Source organism: Streptomyces avermitilis MA-4680 = NBRC 14893, from assembly GCF_000009765.2.
In the GTDB taxonomy this organism is placed as follows: Bacteria; Actinomycetota; Actinomycetes; order Streptomycetales; family Streptomycetaceae; genus Streptomyces; species Streptomyces avermitilis.
Genome location: NC_003155.5, coordinates 1,374,973 through 1,386,987, shown reverse-complemented (window position 1 = coordinate 1,386,987; position 12,015 = coordinate 1,374,973). Strand labels below are relative to the sequence as shown.

The 12,015-nt window shown below is 70.3% G+C and carries 17 protein-coding genes; 7 read left to right on the top strand and 10 right to left on the bottom strand.

Annotation, left to right across the window (positions count from 1 at the left end; translation table 11 throughout):
• The first annotated feature begins 15 nt into the window (after window positions 1-15).
• Both SAVERM_RS06000 and SAVERM_RS41345 read left to right on the top strand, forming a co-directional pair.
• On the top strand, window positions 16-411 hold the full coding sequence (locus SAVERM_RS06000; protein WP_010982540.1) for an STAS domain-containing protein: 396 nt from the start codon (window positions 16-18) through the stop codon (window positions 409-411).
• A 191-nt stretch (window positions 412-602) separates the two neighbouring features.
• On the top strand, window positions 603-968 hold the full coding sequence (locus SAVERM_RS41345; protein WP_037650226.1) for a hypothetical protein: 366 nt from the start codon (window positions 603-605) through the stop codon (window positions 966-968).
• A 138-nt stretch (window positions 969-1,106) separates the two neighbouring features.
• On the opposite strand, the gene SAVERM_RS05990 is transcribed toward SAVERM_RS41345, so the two are convergent.
• The gene (locus SAVERM_RS05990; RefSeq protein WP_010982538.1) at window positions 1,107-1,541 is read right to left on the bottom strand and encodes an ATP-binding protein; all 435 of its coding nucleotides are present in this window, start codon (window positions 1,539-1,541) and stop codon (window positions 1,107-1,109) included.
• Window positions 1,542-1,992: 451 nt separating this feature from the next.
• Here SAVERM_RS05990 and SAVERM_RS05985 point away from each other — a divergent pair, with 451 nt between their 5' ends.
• Entirely contained in the window at window positions 1,993-2,499 is a 507-nt protein-coding gene (locus SAVERM_RS05985; RefSeq protein WP_010982537.1) for a MarR family winged helix-turn-helix transcriptional regulator, read from the top strand.
• Here SAVERM_RS05985 and SAVERM_RS05980 read toward each other — a convergent pair.
• From SAVERM_RS05980 to SAVERM_RS05955, 6 genes are all read right to left on the bottom strand, one after another.
• Window positions 2,490-4,232, bottom strand: a complete 1,743-nt coding sequence (locus SAVERM_RS05980) for a PP2C family protein-serine/threonine phosphatase (protein WP_010982536.1) — start codon at window positions 4,230-4,232, stop codon at window positions 2,490-2,492. The genes SAVERM_RS05985 and SAVERM_RS05980 overlap by 10 nt on opposite strands.
• The gene (locus SAVERM_RS05975; protein ID WP_010982535.1) at window positions 4,229-5,302 is read right to left on the bottom strand and encodes an ATP-binding SpoIIE family protein phosphatase; all 1,074 of its coding nucleotides are present in this window, start codon (window positions 5,300-5,302) and stop codon (window positions 4,229-4,231) included. The genes SAVERM_RS05980 and SAVERM_RS05975 overlap by 4 nt, the downstream gene beginning before the upstream one ends.
• Window positions 5,299-5,694 (bottom strand): anti-sigma regulatory factor, encoded by a 396-nt coding sequence (locus SAVERM_RS05970; protein ID WP_010982534.1) that lies wholly within the window; start codon window positions 5,692-5,694, stop codon window positions 5,299-5,301. The genes SAVERM_RS05975 and SAVERM_RS05970 overlap by 4 nt, the downstream gene beginning before the upstream one ends.
• A 47-nt stretch (window positions 5,695-5,741) precedes the next feature.
• A complete protein-coding gene (locus tag SAVERM_RS05965) occupies window positions 5,742-6,161 on the bottom strand; it encodes an STAS domain-containing protein (RefSeq protein WP_010982533.1) in 420 nt (139 codons plus the stop codon).
• Entirely contained in the window at window positions 6,158-7,057 is a 900-nt protein-coding gene (locus tag SAVERM_RS05960) for an STAS domain-containing protein (RefSeq protein ID WP_010982532.1), read from the bottom strand. The genes SAVERM_RS05965 and SAVERM_RS05960 overlap by 4 nt, the downstream gene beginning before the upstream one ends.
• Before the next feature lie 189 nt (window positions 7,058-7,246).
• Complete coding sequence (locus tag SAVERM_RS05955; RefSeq protein ID WP_010982531.1) at window positions 7,247-8,434, bottom strand: PP2C family protein-serine/threonine phosphatase; 1,188 nt, start codon at window positions 8,432-8,434, stop codon at window positions 7,247-7,249.
• 198 nt (window positions 8,435-8,632) lie between these two features.
• On the opposite strand from SAVERM_RS05955, the gene SAVERM_RS05950 reads away from it, so the two are divergent.
• A complete protein-coding gene (locus SAVERM_RS05950) occupies window positions 8,633-9,064 on the top strand; it encodes a MarR family winged helix-turn-helix transcriptional regulator (protein WP_037650235.1) in 432 nt (143 codons plus the stop codon).
• A 245-nt stretch (window positions 9,065-9,309) separates the two neighbouring features.
• On the opposite strand, the gene SAVERM_RS05945 is transcribed toward SAVERM_RS05950, so the two are convergent.
• Window positions 9,310-9,699 (bottom strand): STAS domain-containing protein, encoded by a 390-nt coding sequence (locus SAVERM_RS05945; RefSeq protein ID WP_037650237.1) that lies wholly within the window; start codon window positions 9,697-9,699, stop codon window positions 9,310-9,312.
• Between the two features lie 237 nt (window positions 9,700-9,936).
• Here SAVERM_RS05945 and SAVERM_RS43235 point away from each other — a divergent pair, with 237 nt between their 5' ends.
• Window positions 9,937-10,113, top strand: coding sequence for a hypothetical protein (locus SAVERM_RS43235; RefSeq protein ID WP_107083072.1), 177 nt, complete (start codon window positions 9,937-9,939; stop codon window positions 10,111-10,113).
• A gap of 24 nt (window positions 10,114-10,137) precedes the next feature.
• Here SAVERM_RS43235 and SAVERM_RS43230 read toward each other — a convergent pair whose 3' ends face one another.
• A complete protein-coding gene (locus SAVERM_RS43230) occupies window positions 10,138-10,284 on the bottom strand; it encodes a hypothetical protein (protein ID WP_167544191.1) in 147 nt (48 codons plus the stop codon).
• A gap of 113 nt (window positions 10,285-10,397) precedes the next feature.
• Here SAVERM_RS43230 and SAVERM_RS05940 point away from each other — a divergent pair, with 113 nt between their 5' ends.
• Together SAVERM_RS05940 and SAVERM_RS38945 are read left to right on the top strand one after the other, a co-directional pair.
• On the top strand, window positions 10,398-10,730 hold the full coding sequence (locus SAVERM_RS05940; protein ID WP_010982527.1) for a hypothetical protein: 333 nt from the start codon (window positions 10,398-10,400) through the stop codon (window positions 10,728-10,730).
• Between the two features lie 105 nt (window positions 10,731-10,835).
• On the top strand, window positions 10,836-11,009 hold the full coding sequence (locus tag SAVERM_RS38945; protein WP_010982526.1) for a CsbD family protein: 174 nt from the start codon (window positions 10,836-10,838) through the stop codon (window positions 11,007-11,009).
• Between the two features lie 63 nt (window positions 11,010-11,072).
• Here SAVERM_RS38945 and SAVERM_RS05935 read toward each other — a convergent pair whose 3' ends face one another.
• Window positions 11,073-11,960 carry an RNA polymerase sigma factor SigF gene (locus tag SAVERM_RS05935; RefSeq protein WP_010982525.1) on the bottom strand — a complete coding sequence of 296 codons (888 nt, stop codon included), beginning with the start codon at window positions 11,958-11,960 and terminating at the stop codon, window positions 11,073-11,075.
• Window positions 11,961-12,015 lie beyond the last annotated feature (55 nt).

Sequence of the window (12,015 nt, the reverse complement as noted above, 5' to 3'; positions counted from 1 at the left end):
CCCCGGAAAGCCCGTATGACCACCTCTTCCTCCCCGTACTTCACCACTACGGCCGACGCGGACTCCACGGTGGCCGTGGTGCGCGTCGCCGGTGACCTGGACTACGAGTCGTGCCACGCATTCGTGCGCGCCACGGAACTGTTGCTCGCCGAGCGGCGCGAGACCGGCCCGCCGCTGTCCGCCCTGCGGCTGGACTTCGCGGAACTGAGCTCCGTCGACTCCATGGGCCTGTCCGCCCTCCTCATGGTCCGTCGTCGTACGGACGCGGCGGGCGTCAGCCTGTACCTGGACGAGCGCCCTGCCTGCCTGGAGCGCCTCCTGGAGATCACGGGCACGCTCGACCACCTCACCGCGCCGTGCGTCGCCGACGACGCCGGTGAAGCCGACGAACAGCGGCCCGGCACGGGCTGAGCGGGCGGACGCACCGATCGCGCGACGGAGGGTGTGCGGACGGCGATCCGGGATATGTGCAGGACGTTCGCAACGGAGTCCTGTCGTGGCGAGGCCGCCCTCTCCGCCCGCGCGGAGGTGAGCGGTGGCCGGCGCGCACCGCACGCTCGCCCGGCCTCGCGGCACGGCTCCTCGGCAGGGAAGGAAACGGCGTGAGCATCGACGGACCGTGGTTCTACGAGCCGGCAACCGGCCACATGGAGGGACAGGACCTGACAGGGTTCACAGTCGAGGCGACCGACGGGACGATCGGGCAGGTGGACCGGCAGGCCGATGACGTGGGCATGCGGCACCTGGTCGTCGACACCGGGGTGTGGGTGTTCGGCAAGAGCGTTCTGATCCCCGTGGGCGTGATCACGGGCATCGACACCCAGGCGCGGCAGATCACTCTGGCGTGCACGAAGGAGGAAGTGAAAGCGGCTCCGCTCTTCCGCACCGACAGCGAGACGCTGGACCCGGAGTACCTGGGCAGCGTCGGCGCGTATTACCGAGAGCTTCCTCGAGACCGGACCGAGTGAGTCGTCCCCGCGGTGGGAGCCGCCCCAACCCACCCGCATTCGCGAGGACATGAGTGCGTCGACGGGGGGACGAACTTCCGTGGGACTTTCCCGGGCGATGGCGGAAACGGGGCCGGGAATCCCGGCCGCCGGCCCGCCTCACCAGGGCAGGAAGACGTGGATGTCCTTCCCCTCGGGATGCACGACCACGCTCACCTGCGTGCACAGCGACTGCACGAGGTGCCAGCCGATTCCGCCACCGCCCCGGCTGGGATGGAAGGGGCGCGGCGCCGGTCGTGTCGTGCTGGTGTCCCGCAGCGTGACATGGACCCCGTCGAAGGTCGTGCGCATACGCAGTGTGAAGGGGCCGGGCGCGTACTGGACGGCGTTGGCGGCCAACTCGTTCACCACCAGCAGGACATCGTGCTCGCACTCGGGGCTCGTCGGGGGTGAAGCCCGCGCCAGAGTCCGCAGAAAGCCTTCCGCGGCGAGCCGGGCGTCGGTCACGTTCCGCAGGTCGCCGTCGAAGGCGGCGGTGAGGCTCCTGACGTCTTCAGTGGGCAAGGGGCTTTCCCGACGCGGCTTGGTTGACATCTCGCCTGTCCTCCGGGGGCTGTCGTGCCGACGGATCACCGTGGTCCATTCTGTCCTCGGCTTTCACATCTCCGTGTGCGGCCACTGCCCGGCCGCTGACTACCACGCATCCGCATCGGCGTTCGGTCTCCTATGGGTTTCCTCTGTGGCTGATGAGTTCCCGAAACGACGGAGGCGATACATGCAAAGCCCCCGCGTATTGTGCGGCGATCCCATGAAGAAGCTGCTCGCAGCCTGCGTACTATCCGGCTCCTCGGGTAGGCCGCGCATCAGGACAACCGTGTAGGCGCCACCCGGAGAAAGAGAACTGTGTGTGACATACCGCTGTGGCCTGTGGCTCGCCGGACCCCGGCCGGGGGCCGGGACGCGGGCGACGCCCGGGCCTGGTCGAGGCGGCTTCGACCAGGGACCGACGGACCCGCGCACGGGCCGGGGGAGCACGTGATGAACCGTGCGGGATGAGAGGGAGCCGAGTGACGCAGCTGATGCGGGCCGTCGCCCCGAGGCGGTGGCCCGGCAGGTCGCGGACGCGGTGGAGAACCTCGTGACCCTGTGGACCGCGGCCGCCGAGGCCGTCAGCCCGCGCCTGTCCGCCTACCAGCTGAAAGCCCTCCGAGCCGTGTGGCACCGGTCGGAACTCAATCTCACGGCACTGGCCGACACCCTCGGGATCGCACTGCCCGCGGCCAGCCGGCTCTGCGACCGGCTCGAGGCCGCGGGCCTGCTGGAGCGGATGTCGCATCCCCGCAACCGGCGCGAGCTGCAGTTGCGGGTCACCCCGCACGGACGGCGGGTCCTCCTGGAGGTCGCGGAGCGGAGGTCACGGAGCCTTGCGACCGTGCTCGCCGCCATGCCCCCGGCGCAGCGGACGTCGCTGGAGCACGGTCTGCACGCCTTCCACGAAGCCCGTGCCCGTCCCGGGGCGGGCGGGGACAGGCACCGGCGCGCTCAGGAGTGAAGCGCCGGCACCGGCTCGCTGTCGATGTGACAGAGCAGAAGGCATATGTCGTCGTCGCGCTCCGAGTCGCACAGCAGTGGGTCGAGGATCCGGTCGGCGGAGGCGTCCAGGTCCTCGTCCAGGTCCGGGCCGCGCAGGGCCGAGAGCGCCGTGGCCAGACGCCCGATACCCGGGTCTATCCCGTGAGCGCGCCGCTCGACGAGCCCGTCTGTGTACAGGGCGAGCGTCGAGCCGGGCGGCATCCGTACGGTGTGGTCGCCGATGTCCTGGCCCAGCGGGATGCCCAGCATCGCGCCCGGCTTGGCGTCCAGCGTGCGTACGCGCCCGTCGGGCAGGCGCAGCACCGGTGGGGGATGACCGGCGGCGGCCCAGGTGACCGTCGGCTCGTCGGGGCGGAAACGGGCGATGACCGCCGTCGCGTACAGGTCCGGCTGCAGATGGTGGAGGAACAGGTGCAGCCGCGTGAGGAGCTGGCCCGGGCTGCCTCCGTCGACGGCGTAGGCACGCAGCGCGGTGCGCAGCTGGCTCATCATCACGGCGGCGTGCAGACCGTGCCCGGTGACGTCGCCGATGACGGTGATCAGACTCCCGTCCGGCTGCCGGAAGGCGTCGTACCAGTCGCCGCCGATGTTCAGTCCGTGCGTGGCCGGAAGATAGCGGGCGGCCAGGTGTAGTCCGGGCGTCGTGGGCAAGTCGGTCAGCAGGGCGCGTTGCAGTGTTTCGGCGATGTCGCGGCTGTGCTCGAAGCGCTGCGCGTTGTCGATCGCGATGCCCGCTCTGCGGGCCAGTTCGAGAAGCATCACGGCGTCGTCCGGGTCCCACCGCTCGCCCGGTGGCGTGAGCGTCATCACGCCCAGGGGCGCCCGGCGAATGGGCAGCGGGATGCAGAGCAGGGGCCGGTCGGGGCGCAGGGCGGACGGGGGTACGTCGTCCACACCGGGCAGGCCACCGGGGTGCTCGGCGGCGTACTGGGGGCGGCCGGTACGCGCGGCGGTGACGGCCGCCGCGGGGCGGGGACTCTGTCGCTGCTTGTCCTCGTCCGCGAACAGCCACACATCGACGCTCTCGGCATAGGCCGGGGTCAGGAGTTCCGGGAGCCGGCGCAGGATCTCCTCATGGTTGAGAGAGGAGGTCAGGGCCGCGCTGGCGTCGGCCAGAAAGGTCAGCCTGTGGCGCGCCTTCTCCGCCTCCTGACGCGCCTCCCGTTCGGCGGCGAAAAGTTCGCGCTGGGCCTCGCCGGCCGCGTCGAGTTCGGCGTGCAGGGCGAGGACGCCCTGGTTCGTCTGGTGCAGCTCCTCACGGTGGAAGGCGACCAGCGCTTCCTGTTCGGTGAGCTTCTCCATGACCCGTGCGGTGTCTTCGTCCGCGCCGAAGAGCGCGTCGGCCAGGGTCGCGGGGTCGGCCGCCACCCGGGCGACCGCGTCGAGGTCGCCCGGTTCGGTGAAGTCGACGGCCGCGTGCCAGGCCGGCCGCTCGGCTGCGGTGCCGTCCCGGCCCGGACACAGGGTGACGTCGAGCCGGCCGTGCTCCTGGCCGGCCGCCGGGGCGACGGTCTCCAGGACGAGTCGCCAGGCGCCGCCCTTGGTGAGGCACTGCCGCAGCTGCGCGGTCAGCGCGGTGACCAGGCGGGTGCGGTCGAGGACGGGGACGCCGTGGGCGGCCGCGAGGCGCGCGACGGCGATCCGGGCACCGGCCGCGTCGGTGACGGTGCTGATGTACCAGGTGTGGGTCATGGTCGTGGGTCCGGTGGCGTGGAGGACAGCACCGCCACCGCGGTGTCGTCGCGTACGGGCCGGGCGGAACTGCTGGCGTCGCGGACGATCGCGGCGGCCGTCACCGCGGGGTCCAGGGCGCCGAGCGGGACGGCGGGCGGAGGGGTCCACCGGCTGGGCAGGCCGTCACTGTGCAGAACGAGGAGGCTGTCGTCCGTCCACGGCACCCGGTGATGGGGCATCCGCGCCGGACGGTGTGCGCCGACGATCCCGGGGTGGGACAGGAGCGGCTTCCAGCTGTCGCCGGAGCGCAGCCGGGCGCCGACGTTCCCGATGCCGGAGAAGGACAGACTCCCGGCGGCCAGGTCGAGTTGGGCGACCGCGACGGCGGCACCCCGGGTGTCACGGAGGGCGGTGTGCAGCTGCGCGAGCAGCTCCGGCGGAGACAGGTGTGCGGAGCGGTGCAGCTGCTCCACGGCAGCGTCCGAGGCGTGGGCCGCACCGGGGCCGTGGCCCAGGCCGTCGGCCAGGAGCAGAGTGACGCGATCGGCGGCGCGTACGCAGGCCCAGGCGTCGCCCGACACATCGGCGCCCGCGAGAGGGATGTTGATCCCGCCGGCCCGGACCGGAGCGTCGGCGCGCCGCTCGTGGCGTTCGGCCCGGCTCTTGGCCGCGCCATGGATCCGGGCCAGGGCGACGGTGCCCCGGCCCGGCGAGCTGTGCAGGTCGAACGCGTCGGCGACCCGCCGGCATGTGCCCAGTCCCGCGCCCAGCGACGAGGCGGTGGAGAAGCCGTCTCCCAGCGCGGCGGGCAGATCGGTGATCCCGGGGCCGTGGTCGATGGCCACGATCTGTACGACAGGGTCGGGTGACGCCGTCGGGGGCCCGAGGTACGCGTCCACGGAGTCGATCAGTATCCGGCCGCCGCCCGCGTGCTTGAGCAGGTTGGTGGCGAGTTCGGTGGCCACGAGCGCGGCTGCGGCGGTGCGGTCCTCATCGAGCCCCGCCTGCCGGGCCGTAGCCTCGGCGGCCACCCGGACGTCCCGGACGCGGGTCGAGTCGTGCACGGGCACTTCTCGGACGCGTGTCATCGCGTCTCCTCTCGCGTGTGCGGCGCACCCGCGGACCAGCAGATGACGGTGACCGAAGTCCCCTCTCCCGGACGGCTGTCGATGGAGAACTCGTGCACCAGCCGCCGGGCACCGCCGAGCCCCAGCCCGAGCCCGCCGCCCGAGGTGTAGCCGTCGCCCAGCGCCTGCTCGATGTCGGCGATTCCCGGTCCTTCGTCGCTGAAGGTGAGGCGAAGCCCCCGGGACCGGCCGATCTCGAGGGGAGTGCACTGGACCTGCCCCCCTCCGCCGTGGATGAGTGTGTTGCGGGCGAGCTCGCTGGCCGCGGTGACCAGTTTGGTCTGATCCACCAGGCCGAAACCGAGCTCGGCGGCCGCCTGCCGCACATGCTGCCGCACCCATGCGAGATCCATGTCCGAGCGGATCGGCAGGCAGGCGGCGACGCGGCCCGAAGTCTCCGTCACGCGCTCTCCCGGCGGCCTGGAACGTGCGGCAGGTGCGGTGGTGTCCCGGTCAGCAGCCGCATGGCCTGCTCGGCGTCGAGCGCCGTCCGCAGTCCGGGCAGGGTCAGGCCCAGCTCGACCAGGGTGATGGCGACCGCGGGCCGCATACCGGCCACGATGGTCTGCGCGGCCAGCAGCCGGGCGGTCGCGGCGATCTCCGCGAACACCCTGCCGAGGAAGGAGTCGACGATCTCCACGCCGGAGACGTCGATGACGACGCCCGTCACGGCGCTGCTCGCGACGGCCTCGCCGATGTCCTGCTGCAACTGTTCCGCGGCGTGGTCGTGCAGGTCGCCCTGGAGGGTGACGAGAAGGACATTGCCGAGTTTGAGTACGGGTACATGGATGCCTGGTCGGCCGAGGGGGTCGCCGATCACTGCTGGATCCCACCGGCCGACGCCTGATCGACGATCACGGCGCCCTGCCGGTGCAGGGCGTAACCGAGTGCGTCCGCGAGGCTCGCACGGGTCACAACGGTGCCCAGGTCGATCCCGAGGTGCACGATGGTCTGCGCGATCGCCGGCCGGATGCCCGAGACGATGCACTCGGCCCCCATGAGGCGCGCCGCTGCCACCGTCTTCATCAGGTGCTGTGCCACCAAGGAGTCGACGGTCGGTACGCCGGTGATGTCCAGAATGGCGAACCGGGCCTGCTGCGCGACGACGGCGTCCAGGAGGCTCTCCATCACCACCTGGCTGCGGGCGCTGTCGAGGGTGCCGATGAGGGGCACGGCGACGATGCCGGTCCACAGTTTGATGACGGGCGTGGCCACTTCGAGCAGTTGGAGACGCTGCCGTTCGATGAGTTCCTCGCCGGCGGTCAGCACCGTCTCCAGGACGACGAGTCGCAGGGTGCCCAGGAGGACGGTGAGAGTGATCAGCAGCTCGCGGGCGTCCTCGTCCGGCGCCTCGGACAGGTCGGCGTTCAGGAGTTCCGTGATCGAGGGGCGCAGCGCCGACACGTCGTCGGCGATCTGGTCGGCCGAGGCGCCTGCCCGGGAGCGCGCGGCCGCCATGCGTCCGAGCTGTTCCCGCACGGCGGCGAAGCCGGTGGCTCCCAGGTTCTCGATCCGCTCCGAGAACGCCACCGCGGCGAGTGCCTCCACCACGGCCCCGGCCGCTTCCACGGCCTCGTCGCGGGACACCGTGAAGACCGTGCGGAACAGTGCCTCGTCGGCCCAGCGCTGGGCGATCTGCTCGCGGCGGCGTCGCAGAAAGTCCCCGAGCGCCTGTGTCGGCGCCTCGTGGTGTGCCACCGGCTCCTGATCCGTCACGTATGTGTCTCCTTCGTATGTAAGGTTTCCTGGCTGTGGGGCTCGCCGGGGAAAGGCGGTTTCTTGTCGCACGGCAACTGTAGTCATGGCCGGATCGTGAGCGACAACCGATACCCCGGAGATCGTCCGACGACGCGGAAACCTGCCCAACCGCGTCCCGCGCATGCCACTTTGGATGACGAGTTCGGGTCAATCACCTTCGGGAGCCGGGGAGGCCCCTCGGCGGCCGTACCAGTCCAGGCATACGACGAGTGCGTCGTCCGCGGGCGACGGGCCGCCGCGGTGGCCGGACAGCTCTCTGAGGACCGCGTGGGGCACCTCCGCCGCCGAAAGCAGCCTCGTGGCGGTGATGGCCCTGGTCAACGCCTTCTCCCCGTACGTCTCACCCCCCGGCGCGGCGACGCCGTGCACACCGTCGCTCACGAAGACGAGACGGTCACCCGGTTCGACGTGGAACTCCTGCGCGACGTAGTCGGTCTCCTCGAACATGCCCAGCGGCAACTGGGCCTCGAAATCCACCGCTTCGACGCTTCTGCCGCGCAGCCGCAGCATGCGGGGCGAGCCCGCGTCGACCACCTTCATGCGGCCGGTGGACAGCTCGAACTCGACCAGGAGCACGGCCAGATATGACGTGCCGCGGTACTGGGCGTAGACGGCTTGATCGGCGAGGGCCGCCTGATCCTCGATGGGGATCCCCGCCCGCCGTGCGTTGCGCAGCGCGTTGATGCCCAGACTGGTCAGCAGGGAGGCCTCGATGCCCTCGCCCATGCCGTTGGTGATGTAGAGCATCAGGCGGTCGGGGTCGGCGGACCAGTCGAAGTTGTCACCGAAGATCGCGTACGCGGGCTCGAGCTGGGCACCGAGCGCGTACTCCGGCCGGGAGCAGGAACGGCCGGGGAGCAGCTGCCACTGCATCTCGGCCGCCAGCGTGAGCCGGTCCTTGCGCCGTGCCTGTACGTACACGTCGGTGTCCCGCTCGGCCACGATCACCGCGTGGCCCAGGACCTCGGCGATCTCGCGGAGCTCGGGCAGCGAGTCCTTCACGTCCTCGGAGGGCAGCGTGACGGTGAGGACGCCGAGCCGGTCGCCCCGTACCGTCACCGGCAGATGCACGCGGGCCAGGCCGTCGGCCGGCTCCTCCAGGAAGGGCTCCTGGGCACCGAAGGCCCGGCCGGCCCGGCTGTCGTGCAGCGGGACGGGGCCAGTGGCGGAGACCTCGGGGGAGAGGGGCTGCAGGACCGTGACCCCGTAGTCGGCCAGGAGGAACTCGACGGACTCGGCCGCGTACCGGTTGCGCAGCACCTCGCGGAGCGCGTCCAGCAACTGGTGGGGAGCCGCGGTGCGCAGAGCCCGTTCGACTGCCACGAATCTGTTCACGATGTCGGATACGCCATTCTTCGACTAGTACGATTTCGCACCCACGTTCCAGGGGAGGCCATCGCCCATGCGCCGGTGCCGGTGTCTATGGTTGGTTGCGAGCTGTCGCCCCGGCGAGCTGACAGCCCCCGAGCACCCTGGGAGAGTGAGACGGTGACGTCCTCCAGCACGCGCCCGCACCCCACTGAGGTGGCGCGTGTGACCTCAGAGGCGGCCGAACTGCTGGAAATCCTGTGGGGGCGCGCCTCGACAGCGCCTGTTTCCGCCTCCCAGCTGCGTGTGCTCTTCATTCTCGAGCACAACGAGGGCATCAATCTGCGCACCCTTGCCGACGCACTCGGCTCCAGCCCGCCGTCGACCAGCAGACTCTGCGACCGGCTCCAGGCGGTGGGGTTCGTGGAGCGCGCGGTGAGCGCGACCAGCCGCCGTGAGCTGTGCCTGTATCTGAGCCATCGGGGCAGCTCGTTCCTGGCCGAGGTGCGGTCACGCCGCGAGAGTGCCCTGGAGTCCGTGCTGGCACGGATGCCCGCCGCCAAGCGAACGGCACTCCTGCAAGGGCTCGAAGCCTTCTGCGCCACCGCGGCGGCGCAGATCCAGGAGCACGAGGGAGCGGACGCCCGCACGGCGTGAGGACCGCCCCGGCCGGCGGTGCGCGTCGAGGCGCGGCGCTCATGCCTTGGTCGCTCGGTACGGTCGGCCGCTGTCGCCCGCCACATCTCGGATCCTCCCGCGCCTGAGACGCCTCACACTTTGTTGCCTCACGACTACAGTTGTCAAACGGCAACTATTGTCCCCGACGCGGCCCGCTCACCGGGCGGACCGGGTGGCCGGGGTGGGTCAGGTGGAACCCGCGCGCCGGCCGGGGGCGGCCCCCGCTACTGCCGGTCCGTCGCATCGCCCGTCTCGGCGAGGGCTTCGTCGAGGCTCTTGGCGGACGGAACCGTCAGACTCACGCCGGTGAGGTCGAGGATCCGCTGCACCGCCGGAGCGGGATCGATGAGGCGCACGCTGCCCTCGACGCGGCGCGTCTCCTTGTAGGCCTTGAGGATGATGTTGATGCCGGACGAATCCATGAAGGGAACCGCGGAGAGGTCCAGCAGCAGATGTCGCCGACCGTGATGCATCTGGTTGGCGAGATGGTGGTGGAGCTCGGTCCCCGTGTCGACGTCCAAGAACCCCTTGACGGTGACAAGTGCGACGTCCTCCCGGGGGAGCGTCACATCAATGGACAGGGGGGCTTGTTCCGTCGACACAATTTCCTCCATCAAGCACTGGCTGACATGGCTCGCCTACCCTGAGGTCAGGCGCCGATGCCCGGCGGGACGCCCGGCCCGCGTGATCAACCTCTCGCGGTACTGGGCGCCGACCCGCAGCGAGCACGGCCCGATTACCCGCCAAACGGCCCGCCACACGTGTCGGCGGAAGTCACCGGCTGCTTCGCGGTGCACCGCGTACTCCCTCCTGTCGGGGGCATACGGGTGCCACCGACGAGAGGAGATGCCATGCTCGGCATCGTTGCAGCAGTACTGTTCTTCATCGCCTTCCTCATCAATGCGGCCGACATCGCGACGAACGACGTCTTCACCTCCACCAATTTCATGCTGATCGGGCTGGCCCTGCTGTCCCTCCATGTCGCGGGCATCGGCTCCGGCTGGGCGAGCCGGAGCCGCAGACGCTGACAGGAAACCTGCCCGACGGAGAGGTCAGCGCCGTCCGCGGAACTTCCCCAGCAGGCGCTGAGCCTGAGCGCGTCGACGGGGATCGGCCGCGGCACGGCGCGCCTCGGCGACGGTGCGCCGGCCCTGGGGGCTCCTGGCGAACTGCTTGATCCGGTCCACGATTCCGGGCATGTCTTGTCTCCTGAGGATGTCGGAACGGACGTTTTCCTCGTCCGTCTACCCGGCTTCGGACCGGTCAGCCGGTCCGGTGCACGCCCGATGAGAAACCAACCCGAGGAGTACGCGTGAGTGACAACATCTCGTCCTTCGTTCCGACCGCCGGCCACACTCCGGACGCGGATCTGGCGGGATACCGGGTCGAGGCCGCCGACGGGCGCGTCGGCAAGGTCGACAAACAGTCCCGTCTGGTCGACTCCCAGTACGTTCTCGTCGACACCGGAGTGTGGATCTTCGGCAGGAAGGTGATGCTGCCGGCCGCCGGCATCACCGGCGTCGACCACGAGGAGAAGAAGATCGTGGTGGCGCGGACCAAGGCCGAGATCAAGGGATCGCCCGAGTTCGACGAGGGCAAGCACCTCGGTGATCCCGCGCACCGCGATCAGCTCGACGGCCATTAGGGAGAACGCCCGGAAATGGCGGCGAATGCCGGGTTTGGATGTGGCGCAGGGGGTCACTCGTTGAAGCGACAACGCATTGTCGATGGCGGCTTGGAGTGAAGATCTGTGGCTGGCGATCAGAAGGCCAAGGCAAAGATGGAACAGGCCAAGGGCAAGGCCAAGGCGGCGGCCGGCCGTGCCGTGGGCAACGAGCGGATGGCCGCCGAGGGACAGGCGGAGAAGTCGAAGGGTGACGCCCGCCAGGCGAAGGAGAAGACGAAGGACGTCTTCAAGCACTGACGACCCGGGCAACGCAGTGGGGCCGCGGTCCACCGGACCGCGGCCCCACGGCCGTGCTCGGGGTCAGCCCGTGCACTCGCTGAGCAGTCCCGCACGCAGCGTGGTGATGATCTTGTTGATCAGGCGTGAGACGTGCATCTGGGAGATGCCCAGCCGTTCCCCGATCTGCGCCTGGGTGAGTTCGTCGACGAACCGCAGATGCAGGATCCGCCGGTCACGTTCGTCGAGCTGAGCGACGAGGGGCGCGAGGGAGTGCATGTCCTCGATCAGCTCCAGCGCCGTTTCCTCCCGCCCGATGAAGTCGGCGAGGACCGACTCGTTGTCGGCGGACCCGTCGCCGGAGAGGGACGCGTCCAGGGAGGAGCTCCGGTAGGCGTTCGCCGCCTTGCGCGCCTCGATGACCTCCTCCTCGGTCAGGGACATGAGCTCCGCCAGTTCCCGTACCGTCGGAGTGCGGCCGGTGCGCCGGCTGAGTTCGTCGGTGGCCTGGGCCAGCTCCACCCGTGCCTCCTGGAGGCGCCGCGGCACATGGACGGCCCAGCTGGTGTCCCGGAAGAAGCGCTTGATCTCGCCCACGATGTAGGGGACGGCGAAGGACGCGAACTCGACCTCCCGCGACAGCTCGAACCGGTCGATGGCCTTGATCAGGCCGATCGTTCCGACCTGAACGATGTCTTCCATCTCACCGGAGCCTCGGCTGCGGAAGCGCGAGGCCGCGTACCTGACGAGCGTCAGGTTCATCTCTATGAGGGTGTTGCGCACGTACTGGTAGTCCTGAGTGCCCTCCTCGAGCACGGACAGGCGGGCGAAGAAGTGGCGAGAGAGCTCGCGCGCGTCCTTCGGGCTCACCGCCAACGGGTCGGCGATGGCGTCGAGTTCGACCTCGTGTGCCGGTGCGGTCGGGTGCTGCCCAGTGGTGCGGGTCGCGGCGGGTGCGGCCACGGCTGTCATTCGATCCACCCTTTTTGACTCGGGAAACGGACGGGGGCCAGCCCCGTGTACCCCT